Here is a 20,652-nt window from a genome sequence, read left to right as displayed (position 1 = left end):
AATGCTCTGGAACTCCCTCAATCAAACTGTTGAGCTTGGATGGGATTTTTACCTGCCGGTGATCCTGTTCGTGGGCCTGATCGCCTTGGCGGTGCCGGTCTGGGCCGCCATTGGTACCGCCGCGATTGTCATGCTGATCATGTCGGGCGACCTGCCGCTGAGCGCCATCGGTGAAAGCCTCTTCACCGGTATCGACGCGTTTGCACTGACAGCTGTGCCGCTGTTCATCCTGACCGGCGATGTGCTTGTGCGAACCGGCCTTAGTAAGAAATTTCTGGATGTGGCCGAGGCGCTGACCTGCTGGACGCGCGGCGGTTTCGGATCGGCGACCGTTCTGGTCTGCGGGATGTTTGCGGCGATCTCGGGATCGGACGCGGCAGGTGCCGCTGCCGTGGGGCGGATGACAATCGCGCGGCTTGTCGAAAGCGGTTACCCCCGACCCTATGCCTGCGCACTGGTGGCCGCCGGCGCCTGTACCGGCATCCTTATCCCGCCTTCAATCGCATACATCATTATCGGCCTCGTGCTGGGCATCTCAGCGTCAACACTGTTTCTGGCGGCGCTTATCCCGGGTCTTGCGATCCTGGTGTCGATCCTGATCACCAACATCATCATGAACCGCCTTTATACCTATGAGACCGGCGGCAATATGGGGCTGGGCGAGTGGATGGGCAATCTGGGTCAATCGTTGAAATCCGGCTGGTATGCCTTCATCGTGCCGGGGATCATTTTCTACGGCATCTTCTCGGGCCGTCTGACCCCGACCGAAGCCGGTGCAACGGCGGTGGTCGTAACCATCGTGATGGGTTTCATACTGGGCACCCTGAAGCTGTCGGATTTTCCGGCGATGCTTGTCAGCTCTGCCAAAGTGAACGGGGTGATCCTGCCGATCATCGCATTTTCAGCCCCGCTGGCCGAGGCGCTGGCAATCATGGGCGTGCCGCAGGGCTTTGTCACGGCCGTAACCGGGCTGACCGATGATCCGGCCATGCTGATCCTGTTGATGATCTGCATCCTGATCGCAGCGGGCTGCGTTATGGAGACGACGCCCAACATCGTGATCCTGGCGCCAATCCTGAAACCCCTGGCCGACAACATCGGCATGAACGAGATCCAGTTCTGCATCATGATGATCACCGCGCTGGGCGTTGGCTTCATCACGCCGCCCCTGGGGCTGAACCTCTTTGTTGTCTCCGGCATTACCGGCGAGTCGATCCTGAAGATCGCTGCCCGTGCCGTGCCCTTTGTTCTGACAATGCTGATCGTCGTGCTGCTGATCGCCTATTTCCCGCCGATCTCGACCACTTTGCTTCCTGATATCTACAAGTAGGACCCCCTGGAAATGACCCGTGAATATCTGAAAAAGGCCACCCTGACTCCCAAGTCGGACGCGTCTGAAACTCATAAGATCGTGCAGGGCATCCTCGACGACATTGAGACTGGAGGCGATGCCAAGGCTCTGGAATATGCCGCAAAGTTTGACCAGTACGAGGGCAACGTGCTGCTGACGCCGGAAGAGATCGAAGCGGCTTGTGCACTGGTCCCGGAGAAACTGAAGGCCGATATTCGGTTTTCCCACGACAATGTGCGCCGATTTGCCCAACTGCAGAAAGGCACGGTACATGACGTGGAAATGGAAATCTCGCCCGGTTTCGTTACCGGGCAAAAGGCGATCCCGGTGGATGCGGCCGGATGCTATGTGCCAGGCGGGCGCTACAGCCATATTGCCAGCGCCATCATGACCGTGACCACCGCCAAGGTGGCAGGGTGCAAGCATATCACCGCCTGTTCGCCGCCGCGCCCCGGCGTAGGCGTGGCCCCAGCCATCATCTATGCCGCTCACATCTGCGGTGCCGACAAGATCATGGCAATGGGCGGTGTGCAGGGGGTTGCGGCGATGACATTCGGTCTGTTTGGCTTGCCCAAGGCAAACATCCTGGTGGGCCCCGGAAACCAGTTTGTCGCCGAGGCGAAGCGCATCCTGTTTGGCCGCGTCGGCATCGACATGATTGCAGGCCCGACAGACAGCCTGATCCTGGCTGACGGCACAGCGGACGCCCACATCGTCGCCACCGATCTGGTGAGCCAGGCAGAGCATGGCTACAACTCTCCGGTCTGGCTGGTTACCGACAACCGCGCCCTGGCGGAAGACGTGATGCGGCTGGTACCGGATTACATCAACGACCTGCCCGAGGTGAACCGCGAGAACGCCGCTGCGGCCTGGCGTGACTATGCCGAGGTGATCCTTTGTGCGGATCGAGAAGAAATGGCCGCCTGTTCCGACGAATACGCGCCCGAGCACCTGACCGTGCAGGCAGAGGATCTGGATTGGTGGCTTGAGCGGCTGACCTGCTACGGCTCATTGTTCCTGGGTGAAGAGACTACAGTTTCCTACGGCGACAAGGCTGCAGGGACCAACCATGTGCTGCCGACTTCGCGCGCGGCAAGCTATACTGGCGGGCTGTCGGTTCACAAATACATGAAGATCGTCACCTGGCAGCGCGCAACCCGCGAGGGTTCGAAACCAGTGGCCGAGGCCACCGCGCGGATTGCCCGGCTGGAAGGGATGGAGGGGCACGCGCGTGCCGCCGACGTCCGGCTGGCCAAGTACTTCCCGGACGAAGTCTTTGATCTGACCGCAAATGGCTGACCCGCGAGCCCTGTTCGATCTGACAGGCCGAACTGCCTGCGTAACCGGCGCCAGTTCCGGTTTGGGACGGCAAGCGGCAGTGACGCTCGCTGCCGCCGGAGCGCAGGTTGTGGCGGTCGCACGGCGTGCCGAGGCATTGGAAGGTCTGTGTGCGGAAATCGGGGCTGGCGCTGCCCATGTGGTGGCGGATGTGGTGGACCGCAGCGGGCTGAAGGCGCTGGCAGAAGCGATTTCAGCCCCCTTCGGAATGCCGGATATTCTGGTACATGCGGCCGGGATCAATACACGGCAGCCAGCGGACGAAGTGACGATTGCGGATTGGGACCAGACGCTGGCTTTGAACCTATCAGCGCCCTTCTTTATCAGCCAGGCATTTGTGCCTGCGATGAAGGAACGGGGGTGGGGGCGGATCGTCAATTTCGCGTCGCTCCAGACCTTTCGGGCTTTTCCCGGTGGCATCGCCTACGGAGCCAGCAAGGGCGGGGTCGGTCAGATGACCCGCGCCATGGCTGAAGCCTGGTCGCCCCACGGCATCACCGCCAACGCGATCGGGCCCGGGTTCTTCCCGACCGAGCTGACACAGGCCGTGTTCAGCGACAAGGCGCGCGCTGCGGGCAATGCGGCGCAAACCTGTATCGGTCGCAATGGCCGGCTTGAGGATATCGACGGACCGCTGTTGTTTCTGTGTTCCGAAGCGTCGGGTTATGTCACCGGGCAAGTCCTGATGGTTGACGGAGGGTTCACGGCAAAATGAAAGCGCTTGTCTATGAAGGGGTTGAGAAGCTTGGCTTTCGCGATGTGCCGATGGCTGCGGCCCAGGCAGGCGAACACCTGATCCGCATCCATGCCTCGGGCATCTGCGGGTCCGACATGCATGCCTATCTGGGTCATGACGCCCGGCGTCCTGCGCCGCTCATATTGGGGCACGAGGCGGCTGGAGTAATCGTCGGCGGGCCGCGTGATGGTCAACGGGTAGCGATCAATCCGTTGGTCACCTGTGAAGAGTGCGCCGCCTGTATGTCCGGGCGCGAAAACCTCTGCGCCCGCCGCGAGATCATTTCAATGCCCCCGCGCGAGGGGGCCTTTGCGCAGTTCGTGGCAATCCCCGAGCGCAATCTGGTAACGGTGCCGGATGACGTGCCGCTGGAAAAGGCGGCGCTGAGTGAACCGCTGGCCGTAAGCTGGCATGCCGCCCGACTTGCACTCGAAGCGCTGAATCCACAGATGGAACGCCGCGCGCTTGTCATCGGCGGCGGCGCGATCGGGCTGGCGGCTGCCTTGGCGTTTCGCGCCATGGGTGTGGATGATGTGACGATACAGGAACCCAACGCCGCCCGCCGTGCCTTTCTGACAGAGCGCTGCGGCCAACAGACAATCGACGCGTTTCAGGGCATGGTGCCGCTGGTGGTGGATGCGGTGGGGTATGCTGCCACCCGTGCCGGAGCCTCGGCGATTGCAATGCCGGGCGGGGTAATTGCGCATGTTGGTCTGGGTGAGGATGCAGGCGGTCTGGATATCCGCCGCATGACCTTGCAGGAAATCACGTTCATCGGCACTTATACCTATACCGCGCAGGATTTCCGTGACACCGCACAGGCAATTTTTGAAGGTCGCCTGGGCCCGCTCGACTGGCCCGAACTGCGCCCGTTGTCTGACGGCGCTGCCGCCTTTCATGACCTGCGGTCCGGCTTGGTGGCCGCGCCCAAGATTATCCTCGACCCGTGGGCCTGAACGCCTGCCATAAAACGGAGAGAACCCATGTATGACAAAGTCCTGGTTCCCATGGCCCTGGATCACGGAGTTTCCGGCACCACCCTCAGGGCCGCCACGACATTATGCAATCCGGGTGGGCAGATCATCGCTCTGCACGTCTACGAAGCGCCGCATGGCTCAGTCGGCACTTATTTGGACGAAGACGTCGTGCGCGAAGGGTTTGAAACGGCCCGCCGCCAGCTGGCCCAGAAAACGTCAGACCATGACAACGTAACAGCCGAGATCGTGAAGGGCCGTTCGTATCGCGGCATCGTCGAATACGCGGAAAAACACGTCGTGGACTGCATTGTCGTTGGTTCTCACAAGCCCGGCCTCAGCGACTATTTTCTGGGCACAACGGCAGCCCGTGTTGTTCGCCATGCTCCGTGCGCGGTGCATGTCTGCCGCACCGCCTGAACTCCGATACTGACACATCCAACCGCGCGTTATGCGCCACAGACAGGACTGATATCCCGGATATGGACATAGACAAAAAGATAACAGACGACCTGGTTACGAACGATGTTTCGTTCGTAACCACCGTCCCTTGCAAGCAATTGGCGGGCGTGATCGAAGAAATCGACCAGCGCGACGGCATCTATCACATACCTTCGAACAAGGAAGACGAAGGCATGGGCCTGTGCGCAGGGGCATGGATGGGCGGCAAGCGCCCTGCGATTATCATGCAGAACACCGCCATCGGCGTTACGATCAACACGTTGGCCACCCTGATCCAGTATTACCGGATGCCACTGCCCATGCTGATCTCGTATCGCGGAGAGTTGCGCGAACCCATTGCCTGTCAGGTCGAGATGGCTGTACATACCAAGGCACTGTTGGCCCAGCTCAATATCCCGACCTATCATTTCCACCATCAGTCAGATGTCGAGGAACTGGACGCGATCCTGAAATATACCTTCATGTGCAACAAGCCGGTCGCCATCCTGACCGACGCCAACTTCTGGGGAGGCTACGGCGACCAATGATCCGCTCTGAAATCCTGAAGGAAATCGCCCCGATCCTGCGTGATCAGTTGGTTGTCTGCAATATCGGCATCCCCAGCCAAGAACTGCACGCCATCGACGATCAGCCGACCAACTTCTACATGCTGGGCACCATGGGACTGGCCTCGAGCATCGGTCTGGGGCTTGCCCTGTCGCAGCCGAAGCCGGTGATCGTCATCGATGGTGACGGCTCGATCCTGACCAATCTTGGTACTTTGCCGACCATCGCCAACAACGTGGCCGACAACTATATCCTGCTGATCGTGGACAATGGCTCATACGGGTCGACCGGGGATCAGCCAACCTATGCCGGGCAGAAAACGTCCCTGACGAAAATGGCCGAGGCCGCCGGGTGCGAGCGGGTGATCGAATGTGCCGCCCAGGACACGGGCCGTGTGCTGCAAGAGGCACTGGATGTCAAACAGATGACCATCATCGTCAGCAAATGCGAAAGCGGAAATGCCAAGATGCCGCCGATCACGATGGACCCGGTCGTCATCCGCGACCGCTTCATGAAGGCCGTACAGGCCTGATGGCCGCAGGCACCATCCATAGCGCCGAAGACGCCCGCCGTCTGGCTCGGCGGCGTCTGCCGTGGATGGTGTTCGATTATATCGACGGCTCCGCCGGGGCCGAAACCGGCGCGGCGCGCAACCGTGCCGCATTGGACGCCATAACCTTGCGACCCCGTATCCTGCGCGATGTCAGTCAACGGTCGATGGCGTCTCGGGTCTTTGATGTCGAGGCAGACAGGCCCTTCGGTATCGCCCCCATGGGGATGTGCAACCTTGCCGCCCCGGGCGCTGATTTGATGCTTGCGAGGCTTGCGGCGCGCTACAGCGTGCCACATGTCGTATCGACCGTGGCCTCGACGCCGATGGAAGAGATCATTACCGAGGCCGAAGGTAATGCCTGGTTTCAGTTGTATTTCAGCGGAGACGGGACGGGATCTTTCAAACTGGCCGAGCGTGCGAAACAGGCCGGGTATGACGTCCTTGTCCTGACCGTCGATGTCCCCGAGGTCGGCCGTCGCCCGCGCGAATTGCGCCATGGGTTCAAGATGCCGTTCCGCATTGGCCCGCGCCAGTTCATCGACTTCGCACTGCACCCGTACTGGTCATTGAACACCCTTCTGAAGGGCAAGCCTGTGATGGCCAATTTCGAGATGGAAGGCTATGACTTCGATCGTACCGAAAGCCGGGCGCGTGCCACATGGGACACTTTGGTGCAATTGCGCGACCTTTGGCCTGGAAAACTGGTCGTCAAGGGCGTGCTGGACGTCGAAGATGCCCGCAACCTGATGTCGGCAGGCGTGGATGCCATCCAGGTTTCAAGCCATGGCGCGCGGCAGTTGGATTCTGCGCCTGCGCCGATTGACATGCTGGCAAAGATCCGTGCCGATCTTGGGCCAGACTTTCCCGTGTTCTACGACAGCGGCATCCGGTCAGGCGAAGATGTTCTCAAGGCATTGTCGGTCGGGGCGGACTACGTATTTGTCGGAAGGATCCTGCAGTATGCCATTGCGGCCGCGGGTGAATCCGGTTTGGAGCAATTGTGGGACGCGCTTAGCGAAGAACTGAGCATTGCCATGGCGCAGACCGGGAAGACCTCTCTGACCGGCCCCTGACTGCGAGGACTGCGCGCCTGAAACACCCGACAATCCGGCCGAAATAGCGGTCGCTTACGGCTTGACCTATTTTGCGGAACTGCGACGCTTGGGGGAGGCCGTTGAGTTCGGCTAGGGCCGGCGCTGCACCACCTCTTTTGCGGAACTGCGGGATAGAAGGGACTTCATGTCGTGCCCCACACTGAGTGGCTTGATCAGCGCCTTGACAAGATCTCGGGTTCAATTAATTTTATCAACTAAAATAAAAACGGGGATTTGCGTCGAATGTACCTTGGGTTGGATTTGGGAACATCTGGTCTCAGAGGGATTTTGGTAGATGAAAACGGTTTGGTCGTAAGCAGCGCCGAGGTCAGCGTTTCAACTTCGACGCCAAAGTCTGGATGGTCCGAACAGAACCCATCAGATTGGATTGATGCGTGCCAAGAAGTTGTCAGGCAAATCCGCGTCAGCAACGAAAGTGCCTTCGCAAAACTGCTGGGTATCGGTCTTAGCGGACATATGCACGGTGCCACCCTTCTGGATAAAGCCGGCAATGTTTTGCGACCATGTATTCTTTGGAACGACACACGGTCCGCTGATGAGGCGAGGATGTTGGATCAGACACCGCAGATGCGCGCCATATCAGGGAATATCGTCTTCCCGGGGTTCACGGCGCCAAAGCTGGAATGGGTGCGCTCACATGAACCGGAAGTTTTCGCAAAGACCGCTAAAGTTCTGCTGCCAAAAGACTATTTGCGATTCTGGCTGACGGGCGAATTTGTCTCGGACGTGTCAGACAGTGCGGGGACCTCCTGGTTGGACGTTGACGCTCGGCAGTGGTCGGAAACCGCGCTGGCCGCTTGCCACATGCGCATGGACCAAATGCCTTGCTTGGTTGAAGGCAGTGAGTCTGGTGGAGAGTTGAAAGCTGAGTTGCGGCAGGAGTGGGGGCTTTCCGATCGTGTTGTCGTAGCCGGAGGAGCAGGAGACAACGCCGCAGCAGCCTGCGGTATCGGCAGCATTCGGGAGGGGGCAGGATTTGTCTCACTGGGAACCTCCGGCGTTTTGCTTGTCGCCAGGGATTCCTATGCGCCCGCACCGGAAACTGCGGTGCACTGCTTTTGCCATGCTATCCGGGACAAGTGGATACAAATGGGGGTTATCCTGTCGGCCACGAACAGCATGAACTGGCTGTCACGGAACCTCGGCAAACCAGTGGAAGAACTGGTTGCGGCGTTGCCTCAAGGGGTGACTGGCCCTTCTTCAGTTACGTTTCTTCCCTACCTGTCCGGCGAACGAACCCCGCACAACGACAGCCAAATCCGGGGCGCGTTTCTAGGGATAGATGTTGCTTCCGAACCCGTCGATCTGACCCGGGCGGTGATGGAGGGTGTTGCATTTGCGATGAGAGATTGCCTTGAAGCCCTAAAAAGTACGGGGACAGAACCAAACAGTCTGATGGCCGTAGGAGGGGGCGCGCGGTCGAGGTTTTGGTTGGAAACGCTCGCCACCGTTTTGCAGGTGCCGCTGGACGTGCCCAAAGGCAGCGAATTCGGAGCGGCCATGGGCGCCGCGCGCCTTGCCATCTGTGCTGCCAACAACACAAATCCGGCAGATGTCATGACGCCGCCGGAGATCGAGGAAACTATAGAGCCGCGTAGTGACCTGATCGACCTTTATGAAAGCGAATACGGGCGATACCGGCAATACTACAAGGCGCTCGCGCCGTTGGCGGCAAGATGACACCGGACACGGAAAAGCTCTCTCGGGTCGAAACAGCTGTGTTGACGGATGGGGAAATGCGTGCCTCGGTCCTGAATTTCGGGGCAATCACGCAAGAGTGGTTGTACAAGGACAGGCCGCTCATTCTGGGGTTCAATGACCTGTCCGCGTACTTCACAGATACAAGTTATGCGGGCGCAATTGTTGGGCGCGTCGCGAACCGGATTGGCGGTGCGCGCTTTGATCTGGAAGGCACTGGTTTTGAACTGAGCGCCAATGAAGGTGAAAACACCCTTCATGGTGGAGTGGAGTGCCTTTCCACGCAATTCTGGGATCTCAAGCAGATTGCACTGAACGAGGTCGTGCTGAGCTATCTTTCGCGCGACGGGGAAAGCGGTTTTCCGGGTGAGGTCAGGTTCGTAGTCCGCATCTCGCTGCAGTTTCCGCGATTGATTTATTCGTTCACAGCCAATCCGGACCGGCCCACGCCCATTAGCTTGACGCAACACAACTACTACACCTTGGGAAGCTCAGACGGGGTCGACGCGCACAAGTTGAAACTTGCTTCAAACCAGTATCTGGAAATCGACCATCAAGGAATTCCTTCCGGTCGGGTCTGTTCAACCAGGGAAAACGAGTTGGACTTTGAAGATTCAAAATCGATCGGAAGTATTTCTGCAGGTATCGATCACTACTTTTGCTTCGACCAAAACCGTGATCCAAAGGCTCCGATAGCGGTATTTGCGGCACCTTCTGGTCTTGCTTTGACAGTCTATTCTGACCAGCCTGGGGCGCAGGTGTATTCAGGGGCGAAGATGGCAAAGCCGTTTTGTGGTTCGTCTGGTCTCTGTATCGAGCCATCGGGATACCCCAACGCCCCAAATATCCCGTCGTTTCCGTCGATTATCTATACACCTGAGAACCCGTACCGTCAGGTGCTTGCCTTAGAGATCTCCGAGGGTTGGCATGAGGGCTAAGTCGCTAATCACAGTTTTCAGCCTGTCCATGTGGGGCGCCGGTGGCATAAGTGCTCAAGAGCTTGGGCCGAGGCCGGAGTTCCTTGAGCCTAGTTTCGACAGCGTCGAGTTGGGACGGTTTCTTTTCTACGACCCGATCTTGTCGGGCAACAAGAACATCAGTTGCGCGACCTGTCATCATCCCAGGCTGGGTACGTCAGATGGTCTTTCCCTTGGCATCGGGGAAGGGGGAATAGGGCTGGGTACGGATCGCACGCTGGATCCCCTGAACACGCCCGAACAACGAATTCCCCGAAACTCGCCAGGTCTTTGGAACCTCGGAGCCATTGAATTCACGACGTTCTTTCACGATGGGCGGCTTGAGACGGACCCAAGCCAAGTCAATGGCATCAGGACGCCGCTGGGAACGCATATGAGGCCCGGCTTCCAATCGGCACTGGCAGCACAAGCCATGTTTCCAGTTTTGTCGGCGGACGAAATGGCTGGTCATTATTCCGAGAATGACGTCAGCAAAGCGGTGCGACTTGGGTTTTTGACACAACCAGGCGGCGCATGGGATCTGATTGCAGCCCGTGTCGCGGCTGTTCCGGAGTACCGGCAAAGGTTCGATGAGATCACGCCGGGAAAAGAGATCACATTCACAGATATTGCCAATGCAATCGCGGATTTCATCGCATTTGAGTGGCGCGCGGATAACAGCCCGTTCGATCGCGCGATGAGAGCTGAAGGTGAGTTGTCGGAAAAGGCCACATTCGGCATGAGCCTGTTTTACGGCAAGGCTGAGTGCAGCAGTTGCCACTCGGGCTGGTTCCAGACGGATCACCAGTTTCATTCAATCGCGATGCCGCAAATCGGCCCCGGAAAAGCGGCGCGGTTTGAGAGCCACAATCGGGACGACGGGCGTCTCCGCGTGACTGGTCGCGCGGAGGATACATTCGCTTTTCGAACACCCTCACTGCGTAACGTGACGCTGACTGCTCCGTATGGACATAACGGAGCTTTTGTCCGTCTTGAGGACATGGTGCGCCACCATCTGGATCCGGTGACGTCATTGAAAAACTACTCGATTGAAATGGCCCGGTTGCCAGACTTCCCGGGTTCCGAAGATCAAAATCCAATGCTGGACCAGCAAAATGTGGATGCGATTGCCGAAAGTAACGGCTTGTCGAAAATCAGCCTGACGGATCAAGAGATTGAGGCGCTTCTGAGCTTTCTGGCAAGCCTTGAACATCCGGCGGAGCGGCTCGGTGTGCCCGATCAGGTCCCCAGCGGCCTGCCCATTGACAAGTGACTAACGCCGAATTCGGAAGATCTGGTTGGCGGGGGGTTCCAGCCACTCGCTTGTCTTTCCATCCGGCCAGATCACACGAACCTGCACGCGGTCCTCATTCCCCAGGCCAAAATGATGGAACCCGGCTATGCCCCCGGCATGACCGCCGCCAACTGTTATTTCGCGGGTCTGAACACCTTGCGAGGTTCTGAGTTCGACAAACCCTCCTACCGCTGCTCGATTAAATTGATCCTGGGTAAGATCAACCAACAGCCAATTGCCACCCTGCGAGATGTTCTGGCTGACTTCGAGTGCCGAACCACGGTTCACGACCACCAGATCCAACCTTCCATCGTTGTTCAGATCTGCCAGGGCCGCACCGCGAGACTTTGCCATCGACGCCACCCCGGCATCGACTGAGGCTTCGACGAACTGACCTTCCGGGGTTTGCATGAGCAGGTTGTTGGGATCGTTCAGGGCGGCGTCGGGCATTTGCTCGACATTGCCTTTCGCAACGAAGATGTCGTCCTTACCATCGTTGTTGACGTCGCCAAATTGAGCGTGCCAGCCGGTCGACGGTCTTCCGTCACCGCCACTATGCGGTCTGTGGGCTGTTGTTCCCTTTTCGTAGGTCGCATCGCGCCATGTCGGGCCGTTGGCGCTTGGGTCGAAAACCTGAAGCTTCTGATCGCCCATGGAGGTCAGATAAACTTCGGGAAAGCCGTCGCCGGTCAGATCCCTTGATGCGATCCCCATTCCCCAGATCGAATAAGGTAACCAGCCTTCATCCAGATCATACAACCGCGGGTCGGCTTCCATGGCCCACAATTGCTCTTGTCCACCCCTGACGTAGTAATGGCGGTCATTGCTGACGCGAAGGTCCGCGCGTCCGGTCCGGGCCCAGTCGGAAAACAAAATTGAAAGCGAACAGTGGCCGGGTTCAAGGTGCTGCGGCTGCTGGTAGCCGCTGCCATGGGGGCGGTAGAGGAGGGTGGGTCCACAAGTTTCAAAAGGGCCGTCGGGATCGAACCGATCAACATAAGTCCCGAATGCCAGCGTCGGTAAGGACTGCCCATCTTCCCAAGTGGCTGAAAAACCTGTGGTCCAGTGATCTTCTGACAATAAACCAAGCTTATCAAAAGGGCTGAACCGACAATTTGGGCGGCCTTTAAGAAGAAGGTCCGGACCAACACGCAAAACCGCCAGATCCATCAGACCGTCGCTGTCTATGTCCAGCGGGTACGCGCCGGTTACGCCGGTCAGGGACAATTCATCAGGCGTCTCGACCTTAAAAGAAATCGTGCCCTGCGAGGTGTTGTGGAACAGTTGCGACCGGTTCGATCCGCCGGCCACGAACAGTTCGGGCAAAGAATCTCCGTTGCAATCGAACACGGCGACACCGCCGCCGACAAAATGCTCCCAGCCGCCATCGTAAATATGTTCCGGCACCTCGATGCCAACGAACTCGGGCACGTTCGGCCCGGCATTTGCAGTGGTGGCAAGAACCACGAGGGCAGCAAACTCAGGACGCATTTGCCGAGAGTTCCTTGACCTTTAGGATCGAAATCTGTTCGATTCCGTATGCTGCGGCGCCTTTGGCCCACATCAAATCGCCCCAATGGTGAACTTTGATGTCCGGCAGCGGCGCATCGACATTCACGACGCCGCTTCGGATGCGGGTCATAACCTCGCTTGAACACAGATGCTCAAAGCTTTTTTGCGTGCCCGAGACGATAATGCATTCTGGGTCAAAAAGGTTGATCAGATTGGAAACCCCAAGGCCAAACATCTGACCAGCACGGGCCAACACGGAAGACGCTCTTTCATCTCCAGAATCGGCAAGATCATGAATGTCGGAAACAGCCTGCATTTCATTGGAATGACCTGTAACCGTCATTTCACGGATCAGGGCATAATCTCCGACATAGGCTTCCAGACATCCGCGTTGACCGCATTGGCACAATGCGCCGTCAAGCTGTACTTTGGTGTGCCCAAACTCAGCTCCGCAGCCGCGCTCTCCTCGATATAGCTTTCCGTCCAGAACAATACCCAGACCGACCCCATGTTCGATCGTGACAACAAGGAAGTTGCTCAGCCCCTTGCCAAGTCCGAACAACTGTTCAGCCTTTGCAACAAGGTTCGCGTCGTTATCCACGAAAGCAGGGCAGGACAGCTCTTTTGACAGCAGGCGATTGAAATCGATGTTTCTTTCGGCAATCGAAGATGACCAGTGCACGAAGTTTCCCCTGGCATCAACGAGACCAGCCACCCCGATTGAGACGCCAGCAAGGTCGCCGACAGAGGCATCAATCTTTCCGCAGGTCTCCTCGAGTGCCTCGCGGATCGCCAGCACAAAATCCGTCGACGACATTCTGGCGGATTCCAGCGCATACTTGTGTGAAGCCACCTCATTGCCTTGGAAGTCGACCAGAATGACCGAGATCACCTGACGCGCGACCTTGAGCCCTGCCACAAGGTAAGACTGACCGTCCAATTGCAGCAAAACCCTTGGTCTGCCTCTTTTCCCGGATTTCAGCTGCGCTTCGCTTTGGGTTTCTTTGATCAATCCGGCCGAGATGAGATCAGCCGTCGCCGCCGTTACCGTAGCAGGGCTGGTTTGCAAGGCCGAAGCGATATCGATCCGCGAGACGGATCCTTTTGTTCTGATGTGCTCCAACACCCGTAGCCGGGTTGCATTTCTTTGTTCCAAAGAAACCGGAGAGGCTTTGCTTTTCAGCATCTTGTCCTCGCGAATCTCACCATTGGCTCAACTTATTTGAATTTCAGTTCGTCTAATAGAGTAAATATTTTACCGACTGAAATAAATATGCTATTCAAAATTGTGAGAGCCGCGAATCGAGAAGCGATGGCTCGGCATATGGGAGGAAATCATGAAACGAATTCTCAGCTTTTCAGCTGCGGCCACTATGCTGGCCACGGTTGCATTCGCAGAGCCGGTGGTCGGTGTAAGCTGGTCCAACTTTCAGGAAGAGCGTTGGAAGACGGACGAAGCGGCCATCAAATCGGCGCTGGAAGCAGGGGGCGCCGAGTACATTTCGGCAGATGCGCAATCGTCTTCCGCAAAGCAGCTTTCGGATATCGAAAGCCTGATCGCCCAGGGTGTCGACGCCCTTATCATTCTGGCGCAGGACGCACAGGCTATCGGACCGGCGGTTCAGGCGGCAGCTGACGAAGGCATCCCGGTCATTGCTTATGACCGCCTTATCGAGGACGACCGTGCGTTTTACCTGACCTTTGACAACGTCGAGGTTGGCAGAATGCAGGCCCGGGCCGTTTTTGCGGCCATGCCCAAGGGCAACTACGTCATGATCAAAGGTTCGCCGACAGATCCAAACGCTGACTTCCTGCGGGGCGGACAGCAAGAAATCATCGGAGCGGCCGTTGACAGTGGCGATATCGTGATCGTCGGCGAGGCCTATACGGATGGCTGGCTTCCCGCGAACGCACAGCGGAACATGGAGCAGATCCTGACCGCAAATGAAAACAAGGTGGACGCGGTTGTCGCTTCGAATGACGGAACTGCAGGCGGTGTTGTTGCGGCCCTGACGGCACAGGGCATGGAAGGCATTCCGGTGTCGGGTCAGGATGGCGACCACGCAGCACTGAACCGGGTTGCACTGGGCACTCAAACCGTTTCGGTTTGGAAAGATGCCCGTGAATTGGGCAAAGCGGCTGGTGAAATCGCATTGGCGCTGAGCGGTGGCACAAGTCCTGCAGATGTTGAAGGCGCGGTCAGCTGGACTTCGCCAGGTGGCACTGCGATGAACTCGGTCTTCCTGGCGCCGGTACCGATCACCAAGGACAACCTGACTGTCGTGGTGGATGCCGGATGGATTCCGCTGGAAGACTTGTGCCAGGGCGTCGAAAACGGCCCGGCCCCCTGTAACTAAAACCTAAAGTCCCTGGCCCTTTTGGGGGGGGCGGGGACTATTGCTGACTATGAAAGATCGGAAATGACCGAAACTTCGTCTCAGCCGGTACCTGAAAAAGCGAAACCCAGCCTGTTCCAGCAATTGGAACTGGATATGCGGCTTTTGGGAATGATCGGCGCGTTTGTCATCCTGTGCATCGGGTTCAACATCGTCACCGATGGGCGGTTCCTGACACCTCGCAACCTGTTCAACCTGTCAATTCAGACGGTTTCGGTGGCAATCATGGCCTGCGGGATGGTGTTCATCATCGTTACGCGTCACATTGATCTGTCGGTCGGCGCCTTGCTGGCAACGACTTCGGCCGTGATGGCAATGACGCAAACCGAACTTTTGCCACAGGTCCTCGGGATGGGTTTGAACAACCCGGCAACCTGGGCGATTACCATAGTCGTGGGGTTGTTTGTCGGCACATTGATCGGTGCTTTTCACGGCTGGATGGTCGGGTACCTGACGATACCGGCCTTCATCGTCACGCTAGGCGGGTTTCTGGTCTGGAGGAACGTGGCATGGTATTTGACCAGCGGCCAGACCATTGGTCCTCTGGACAGTACGTTCCTGATGTTTGGCGGAACCAACGGAACCTTGGGGGCAACGACAAGCTGGCTGTTTGGCTTGTTTGCCACCGGGATCGCCATCTGGGCCTTGTGGAGCGGCCGTCGCGCAAAAGCCGCGCATGGCTTCCCCGTTAAGCCTGTTTGGGCCGAGGCCACCCTGGCCGGGATAATCGCAATTGCCATCCTTGGCTACGTCTACATCGTCAACAGCTACGCCATTCCGACGCGCCGATTGCAGCGCATGTTCGAAGCGCGCGGAGAGACGATGCCCGAAGGGCTGGTCGTCGGATACGGCATACCGATTTCTGTCCTCATCCTGATCATCGTGGCGGTGACACTTACGGTCGTGGCGCGAAAAACCCGGTTCGGGCGCTATATTTTTGCCACTGGTGGCAACCCGGATGCGGCAGAACTTTCGGGCATCAATACACGCCTGCTGACCGTGAAGATTTTTGCACTGATGGGCTTTTTGTGCGCTGTTTCGGCCGTGGTCGCCTCGGCCCGCCTTGCAAACCATTCCAACGACATTGGCACGTTGGATGAACTGAGGGTCATTGCCGCTGCCGTCATCGGTGGGACCGCGTTGTCCGGTGGCATCGGCACCATATACGGCGCGATCCTTGGCGCATTGATCATGCAAGCGCTGCAATCTGGCATGGCCATGGTTGGCGTCGATGCACCGTTTCAGAACATCGTGGTCGGCAGCGTTCTTGTACTGGCCGTCTATATCGACATCGTCTACCGCAAGCGACTGGGGGCAAAGTGATGCAAGCTCAGGACACGCAGAAAACACCAACCAATGCTGGCCGCGGATCTGGCGCGCCCCCATTGGTCGAGATGCGCGATATCTCGATCTCCTTCGGCGGGATCAAGGCCGTCGACCATGTGTCAGTCGATCTCTACCCCGGTGAGGTGGTTGGTTTGCTCGGACATAACGGGGCCGGGAAATCCACGTTGATCAAGGTTCTGTCCGGTGCCTATCAAATGGATCAGGGCGAAATTTTGATCGACGGCAAACGTGTCGAGATCGGAAACCCCCGTGATGCCCGCGCGAACAACATCGAAACGATCTACCAAACGCTCGCCTTGGCCGACAATCTGGATGCAACGTCGAACCTTTTCCTGGGGCGCGAGATGACGACGCCTTTCGGGTTGGTCAACGATGCAGCCATGGAGGCCGAGTGCCGCAAGATCATGGCGCAGCTGAACCCCAATTTTCAGAAGTTCAATGACCCGGTTTCCGCGTTGTCGGGGGGGCAAAGACAATCCGTGGCAATTGCCCGGGCCGTCTACTTCAACGCACGTATTCTGATTATGGACGAGCCAACAGCGGCTCTTGGGCCGCATGAAACGCAGATGGTTGCGGATCTGATCCACCAGCTAAAGGCGCAAGGTATCGGTATCTTCCTGATCGATCACGATGTTCATGCCGTTATGGAGCTGTGTGATCGCGCTTCGGTCATGAAGAATGGGAAATTGGTTGGAACGGTCGATATCGCAGAAGTCACCGATGATGACCTTCTGTCGATGATCATTCTCGGCAAGAAGCCAGAACAAAAAGCAGAGTAGGGGGCAGAAATGCCAAGCGGATTTTTTGAAGGGATCGAGCGGATCCGGTTTGAAGGCGTGGACAGCACAAACCCGCTGTCCTTCCGGCACTATGATCCGGACGAGATGGTCATGGGCAAACGCATGGAAGATCATCTGCGGTTTGCAGTCGCCTGGTGGCACTCATTCGCGTGGGAGGGCGGAGACCCCTTCGGTGGTCCTACCTTTGAACGCCCGTGGCATCCTCAGGATGATATGGGGCGGGCTCGTTTGAAGGCAGATATTGCTTTCGAAATGTTCGAAGTTCTTGGCCAGCCCTACTTCTGCTGGCACGACGCCGACATCCGGCCCGAACAGGGAAATTTTGCCGACAACCTGAGAACTCTGGAAGAAATCACGGATTACATTGGCGAAAAGATGCAGGTGTCCGGGACGAAACTGCTTTGGGGCACGGCCAATATGTTCAGCCATCGCCGCTGGATGGCCGGCGCCAGCACCAATCCTGACCCCGACGTTTTTGCCTTTGCGGCGGCAACGGTGAAATCCTGCCTGGACGCGACCCACAAACTCGGTGGTGAAAACTATGTACTTTGGGGCGGGCGCGAAGGGTACGAGACCCTGCTGAACACGGATATGAAAACCGAACTGGACCACATGGGTCGGTTTCTGAATATGGTCGTGGAGTATAAACACAAGATCGGGTTCAAGGGCACCATTCTGGTAGAACCCAAACCACAGGAGCCGTCCAAACACCAATACGACTATGACGCGGCAACCTGTATCGGGTTCCTCAGGAAATACGGTCTGGAGAACGAGGTGAAACTAAATCTCGAGCAGGGGCATGCGATCCTTGCAGGGCACAGCTTTGAGCATGAAATTGCAGTGGCCGCAGCCGAGGGAATGCTGGGCTCGATCGATATGAACCGCAACGACTACCAGTCGGGTTGGGACACTGACCAGTTCCCAAATAACACGCCGGAAGTAGCCTTGGCTTATTATTACATATTGAAGGCCGGCGGCTTTACCACCGGAGGCACAAATTTCGACGCAAAAATCCGACGCCAGTCCATTGATGCAAAAGATCTGGTGGCTGCCCATGTCGGGGGAATGGATATCTGCGCCCGGGGTTTGAAGGCCGCTGCCGCCATGATTGAAGATGGCGGTTTGGAAGCTGAGCTGTCGAAGCGTTACTCGGGCTGGAACACGCCTTCAGCGGCGACGATGCTGGATAGCGGTCTGGAAGAGATTGCTGCGCGCGTTCTGCGTGAGAACATTTATCCGAGGCCGCAATCGGGACATCAGGAAATCCTGGAGAACTATGTAAACAGGTTTGTCTGAACAGGGGCTGCATTCAATAAGCGGGTACTGAGAGATTGACACATTTGGCAGTCCATAGCGCTTGCGGGACCTGTCCAACAAATTGATCCGCAGAACAATTCGACATGCCGACATGTCAGTCAATCTGCCCTGTATCTTTGCATAGCGCCAATGATCGCTGAATAATTGAGCAATTCTGCCGCCGAAGGAAGGGGTGGAGGACTTTCCAATTGTGGTTGAGGTGGGCAGAGCTCAGTTGACTAGTCATGAGCCAAAACCTGACCGTCGTTGTGGTCGAGCAGAACCACGACCGCGCTTTCGCTATAGTTGACGCCTTGAAAGCGTATGGGGATGTAGATGTCTTTGTGATCGGCAATGTTTCGGGCCTGGCGCGCAAGATTGCCACCCACGACCCGGATATTGTGTTGATTGATATCGACAATCCGTCCCGCGATATGCTGGAGGAACTGACGGTCGCGTCCGGCCCGTTGGAGCGCCCGGTTGCGATGTTCGTGTCCGGCGCGGCAGGGGGATTAGCAAGGGCAGCGGTCGAGGCCGGAGTGTCGGCTTATGTCGTGGATGGATTGCAGGCCGACCGCATCAAGCCAGTGATGGATACTGCAATCGCCCGGTTCCAGGTACTGCGCCAAATTCGCGTGGAACTGGCGGAAACGCGCCGCGCCTTGGAAGATCGCAAGGTGATTGACAAGGCCAAAGGCTTGATAATGAAGTCCAGAGGCGTGCCGGAAGATGAAGCTTACGCCCTGTTACGAAAGACGGCCATGAATCAAAACCGTCGGGTGGCCGAAGTGGCCGACGCACTGGTGACGGCGTCGGGGTTGTTGTCATGAGAACCGTGACGCTCCCGGTTGCTTATATGCCTTTGGTGGATGCTGCCCCCTTGGTTGTCGCCCGCGAGATGGGCTTTGACCACGCCGAAGGGATCTCGCTGGATCTTCGTCCCGCACCGTCCTGGTCTTCGTTGCGCGACATGTTGGCTTTTGGGCACGTCGATGCTGCACATTTGTTATCTCCGATCCCTGTCGCAATAGCGCTGGGGCTGGGTGGGATCACGACCCCGATATCCGCTGTTTCCGTACTGTCGCTGAATGGCAATGTCGTCGGAGTTGGCGCACAACTGGCCCGGAAGTTGGTGGATCAGGGATATGGTTTCGACTTCATCGATGCAAAAGCTGCCGGCGCAGCACTCGCAAAGGCCGCCGAAGACACTCTGATCTTCGGGGTGCCGTTTCCATTTTCAATGCATGTCGAGTTGCTGCGATATTGGGTGGCCGGAACCGATCTGGCTTCAAAAAACGTCGAGATCCGTACTGTTCCTCCACCTTTGATGGCGCAGGCGCTTGCTGCACGAGAGATTGATGCGTTCTGCGTTGGGGAACCCTGGGGGTCGTTTGCTGTCGAGGACCAGTTTGGGGCTTTGCTGTTGCCAGGTCGGGCAATCTGTAATTGCGCGCCGGAAAAGGTGCTGGCCGTCAGAAACGATTGGGCCCAGACCGAACCACATCTTCTGGGCAGCCTTATGCGCGCGGTTTGGCGTGCCGGGCGGTGGTTGTCCAATCCCGACAGCCGCTCTACGGCGTCCGAGATGTTGGCGCGCAAAGCCTATCTGAATGTGTCCCCGGAACTGGTCGATCGCGCCTTGATGGGGGAATTTGCGATCTCTCCAAGTGGAGAACACCGCCATGTTGAGGGGTTCGTAGAGTTTTTTGAAGGCGCGGCAACTTTTCCGTGGCGCAGTCAGGCCAAGTGGATTGCACATCAAATGGCGAAGCGAAACGGCCTTGAAGTGGGTGCTGCCGAACATGCAGCAGCCAAGGTCTTTCGGAGCGACTTGTACCGTCAAGCGATGCATCGATCAGGAATTGAGACCCCGGGTGCGTCCGAGAAACTGGAAGGTGCCTTGCCGGAACCAATGGCAGTTGCATCAGCCAAGGGCAGCCTGATTCTATCTCGGAATGTCTTCTTCGATCGACGTATTTTCGAGCCTTCCGAGTAGGTGTGCACATTTTTTCCGCATTGCAGCATCGCGCAATGCTGCAATGCGGAAAAATTTCAGCCATCCTTCAAAATACAGATGACGCGACCACGTTTTGTCGGCTTACTGAAGCCATCGGCAGGCAACGGAGCCATCCGACAGAATGCGCCCATGTCCATGGGCATCTATCAAGAGCAAAGCCGCTCGACCAACCGCCAACTCCTCCCGGCGGTGTGTGTCGGCGGCTTTTTTTGTGCCCGAAGGCAAACGGGCAGCCACGCGCCCTGATTGGGCCGAACCGAA

General features: G+C 57.5%; 19 protein-coding genes. 17 read left to right on the top strand and 2 right to left on the bottom strand.

Translation table 11 applies throughout. The annotated features are described in order from the left end of the window. Position 1 precedes the first annotated feature (1 nt). The 11 genes from ACR1XU_RS11650 (at position 2) to ACR1XU_RS11600 (ending at position 11,002) form a co-directional block, all read left to right on the top strand. The gene (locus tag ACR1XU_RS11650; protein WP_170680424.1) at positions 2-1,330 is read left to right on the top strand and encodes a TRAP transporter large permease; all 1,329 of its coding nucleotides are present in this window, start codon (positions 2-4) and stop codon (positions 1,328-1,330) included. Positions 1,331-1,342: 12 nt separating this feature from the next. Further along, on the top strand, positions 1,343-2,650 hold the full coding sequence (gene hisD / locus ACR1XU_RS11645) for a histidinol dehydrogenase (RefSeq protein ID WP_480904981.1): 1,308 nt from the start codon (positions 1,343-1,345) through the stop codon (positions 2,648-2,650). Then, on the top strand, positions 2,643-3,404 hold the full coding sequence (locus ACR1XU_RS11640) for an SDR family NAD(P)-dependent oxidoreductase (RefSeq protein ID WP_480904979.1): 762 nt from the start codon (positions 2,643-2,645) through the stop codon (positions 3,402-3,404). The genes hisD and ACR1XU_RS11640 overlap by 8 nt, the downstream gene beginning before the upstream one ends. Beyond that, the gene (locus ACR1XU_RS11635; RefSeq protein WP_480904976.1) at positions 3,401-4,381 is read left to right on the top strand and encodes an alcohol dehydrogenase catalytic domain-containing protein; all 981 of its coding nucleotides are present in this window, start codon (positions 3,401-3,403) and stop codon (positions 4,379-4,381) included. Before ACR1XU_RS11640 ends, ACR1XU_RS11635 begins: the two co-directional genes overlap by 4 nt. 27 nt (positions 4,382-4,408) lie before the next feature. Further along, positions 4,409-4,819 (top strand): universal stress protein, encoded by a 411-nt coding sequence (locus ACR1XU_RS11630; RefSeq protein WP_480904973.1) that lies wholly within the window; start codon positions 4,409-4,411, stop codon positions 4,817-4,819. 62 nt (positions 4,820-4,881) lie between these two features. Beyond that, complete coding sequence (gene comD, locus ACR1XU_RS11625; RefSeq protein WP_480904970.1) at positions 4,882-5,388, top strand: sulfopyruvate decarboxylase subunit alpha; 507 nt, start codon at positions 4,882-4,884, stop codon at positions 5,386-5,388. Then, positions 5,385-5,939: a sulfopyruvate decarboxylase subunit beta gene (gene comE / locus ACR1XU_RS11620; protein ID WP_480714176.1), complete on the top strand. Its 555-nt coding sequence runs from the start codon at positions 5,385-5,387 to the stop codon at positions 5,937-5,939. The genes comD and comE overlap by 4 nt, the downstream gene beginning before the upstream one ends. Next, positions 5,939-7,033, top strand: coding sequence for an alpha-hydroxy acid oxidase (locus tag ACR1XU_RS11615; RefSeq protein ID WP_480714175.1), 1,095 nt, complete (start codon positions 5,939-5,941; stop codon positions 7,031-7,033). The genes comE and ACR1XU_RS11615 overlap by 1 nt, the downstream gene beginning before the upstream one ends. 264 nt (positions 7,034-7,297) lie before the next feature. Further along, entirely contained in the window at positions 7,298-8,755 is a 1,458-nt protein-coding gene (gene xylB / locus ACR1XU_RS11610) for a xylulokinase (RefSeq protein ID WP_480904966.1), read from the top strand. Beyond that, complete coding sequence (locus tag ACR1XU_RS11605; RefSeq protein ID WP_480904964.1) at positions 8,752-9,711, top strand: aldose epimerase family protein; 960 nt, start codon at positions 8,752-8,754, stop codon at positions 9,709-9,711. The genes xylB and ACR1XU_RS11605 overlap by 4 nt, the downstream gene beginning before the upstream one ends. Further along, positions 9,701-11,002, top strand: a complete 1,302-nt coding sequence (locus ACR1XU_RS11600) for a cytochrome-c peroxidase (protein WP_480904961.1) — start codon at positions 9,701-9,703, stop codon at positions 11,000-11,002. Before ACR1XU_RS11605 ends, ACR1XU_RS11600 begins: the two co-directional genes overlap by 11 nt. Here ACR1XU_RS11600 and ACR1XU_RS11595 read toward each other — a convergent pair whose 3' ends face one another. Next, a complete protein-coding gene (locus ACR1XU_RS11595) occupies positions 11,003-12,514 on the bottom strand; it encodes a CRTAC1 family protein (RefSeq protein WP_480904958.1) in 1,512 nt (503 codons plus the stop codon). It lies immediately after the preceding gene. After that, positions 12,504-13,721, bottom strand: a complete 1,218-nt coding sequence (locus ACR1XU_RS11590) for an ROK family protein (RefSeq protein WP_480904955.1) — start codon at positions 13,719-13,721, stop codon at positions 12,504-12,506. Before ACR1XU_RS11590 ends, ACR1XU_RS11595 begins: the two co-directional genes overlap by 11 nt. A 187-nt stretch (positions 13,722-13,908) precedes the next feature. Here ACR1XU_RS11590 and xylF point away from each other — a divergent pair, with 187 nt between their 5' ends. The 6 genes from xylF (at position 13,909) to ACR1XU_RS11560 (ending at position 20,370) form a co-directional block, all read left to right on the top strand. Next, complete coding sequence (gene xylF, locus ACR1XU_RS11585) at positions 13,909-14,892, top strand: D-xylose ABC transporter substrate-binding protein (RefSeq protein WP_480441309.1); 984 nt, start codon at positions 13,909-13,911, stop codon at positions 14,890-14,892. A gap of 63 nt (positions 14,893-14,955) precedes the next feature. Beyond that, the gene (locus ACR1XU_RS11580) at positions 14,956-16,254 is read left to right on the top strand and encodes a sugar ABC transporter permease (RefSeq protein ID WP_170680401.1); all 1,299 of its coding nucleotides are present in this window, start codon (positions 14,956-14,958) and stop codon (positions 16,252-16,254) included. Further along, positions 16,254-17,057: an ATP-binding cassette domain-containing protein gene (locus ACR1XU_RS11575; protein ID WP_480525431.1), complete on the top strand. Its 804-nt coding sequence runs from the start codon at positions 16,254-16,256 to the stop codon at positions 17,055-17,057. Before ACR1XU_RS11580 ends, ACR1XU_RS11575 begins: the two co-directional genes overlap by 1 nt. A gap of 9 nt (positions 17,058-17,066) precedes the next feature. Then, positions 17,067-18,374, top strand: a complete 1,308-nt coding sequence (gene xylA, locus ACR1XU_RS11570) for a xylose isomerase (RefSeq protein ID WP_480904951.1) — start codon at positions 17,067-17,069, stop codon at positions 18,372-18,374. 245 nt (positions 18,375-18,619) lie between these two features. Further along, complete coding sequence (locus ACR1XU_RS11565; RefSeq protein WP_480904948.1) at positions 18,620-19,204, top strand: ANTAR domain-containing response regulator; 585 nt, start codon at positions 18,620-18,622, stop codon at positions 19,202-19,204. Then, entirely contained in the window at positions 19,201-20,370 is a 1,170-nt protein-coding gene (locus ACR1XU_RS11560) for an ABC transporter substrate-binding protein (RefSeq protein ID WP_480904945.1), read from the top strand. Before ACR1XU_RS11565 ends, ACR1XU_RS11560 begins: the two co-directional genes overlap by 4 nt. Positions 20,371-20,652 lie beyond the last annotated feature (282 nt).

It is taken from the genome of Ruegeria sp. D1(2025) (assembly GCF_056536425.1).
Note: the sequence above shows the minus strand (reverse complement) of the source record. Positions and strands in the feature narration are given on the sequence as shown.

What these genes read in the sequence shown, in the direction of transcription:
- xylF (WP_480441309.1), top strand. Translation starts at nt 13,909, where the DNA reads ATGCTGGCCACGGTTGCATTCGCAGAGCCGGTGGTCGGTGTAAGCTGG.
- ACR1XU_RS11605 (WP_480904964.1), top strand. Translation starts at nt 8,752, where the DNA reads ATGACACCGGACACGGAAAAGCTCTCTCGGGTCGAAACAGCTGTGTTG.
- ACR1XU_RS11635 (WP_480904976.1), top strand. Translation starts at nt 3,401, where the DNA reads ATGAAAGCGCTTGTCTATGAAGGGGTTGAGAAGCTTGGCTTTCGCGAT.
- ACR1XU_RS11595 (WP_480904958.1), bottom strand. Translation starts at nt 12,514, where the DNA reads ATGCGTCCTGAGTTTGCTGCCCTCGTGGTTCTTGCCACCACTGCAAAT.
- ACR1XU_RS11580 (WP_170680401.1), top strand. Translation starts at nt 14,956, where the DNA reads ATGACCGAAACTTCGTCTCAGCCGGTACCTGAAAAAGCGAAACCCAGC.
- ACR1XU_RS11560 (WP_480904945.1), top strand. Translation starts at nt 19,201, where the DNA reads ATGAGAACCGTGACGCTCCCGGTTGCTTATATGCCTTTGGTGGATGCT.
- ACR1XU_RS11650 (WP_170680424.1), top strand. Translation starts at nt 2, where the DNA reads ATGCTCTGGAACTCCCTCAATCAAACTGTTGAGCTTGGATGGGATTTT.
- ACR1XU_RS11615 (WP_480714175.1), top strand. Translation starts at nt 5,939, where the DNA reads ATGGCCGCAGGCACCATCCATAGCGCCGAAGACGCCCGCCGTCTGGCT.
- ACR1XU_RS11640 (WP_480904979.1), top strand. Translation starts at nt 2,643, where the DNA reads ATGGCTGACCCGCGAGCCCTGTTCGATCTGACAGGCCGAACTGCCTGC.
- ACR1XU_RS11600 (WP_480904961.1), top strand. Translation starts at nt 9,701, where the DNA reads ATGAGGGCTAAGTCGCTAATCACAGTTTTCAGCCTGTCCATGTGGGGC.
- ACR1XU_RS11590 (WP_480904955.1), bottom strand. Translation starts at nt 13,721, where the DNA reads ATGCTGAAAAGCAAAGCCTCTCCGGTTTCTTTGGAACAAAGAAATGCA.
- comD (WP_480904970.1), top strand. Translation starts at nt 4,882, where the DNA reads ATGGACATAGACAAAAAGATAACAGACGACCTGGTTACGAACGATGTT.
- ACR1XU_RS11565 (WP_480904948.1), top strand. Translation starts at nt 18,620, where the DNA reads ATGAGCCAAAACCTGACCGTCGTTGTGGTCGAGCAGAACCACGACCGC.
- hisD (WP_480904981.1), top strand. Translation starts at nt 1,343, where the DNA reads ATGACCCGTGAATATCTGAAAAAGGCCACCCTGACTCCCAAGTCGGAC.
- xylB (WP_480904966.1), top strand. Translation starts at nt 7,298, where the DNA reads ATGTACCTTGGGTTGGATTTGGGAACATCTGGTCTCAGAGGGATTTTG.
- ACR1XU_RS11630 (WP_480904973.1), top strand. Translation starts at nt 4,409, where the DNA reads ATGTATGACAAAGTCCTGGTTCCCATGGCCCTGGATCACGGAGTTTCC.
- ACR1XU_RS11575 (WP_480525431.1), top strand. Translation starts at nt 16,254, where the DNA reads ATGCAAGCTCAGGACACGCAGAAAACACCAACCAATGCTGGCCGCGGA.
- xylA (WP_480904951.1), top strand. Translation starts at nt 17,067, where the DNA reads ATGCCAAGCGGATTTTTTGAAGGGATCGAGCGGATCCGGTTTGAAGGC.
- comE (WP_480714176.1), top strand. Translation starts at nt 5,385, where the DNA reads ATGATCCGCTCTGAAATCCTGAAGGAAATCGCCCCGATCCTGCGTGAT.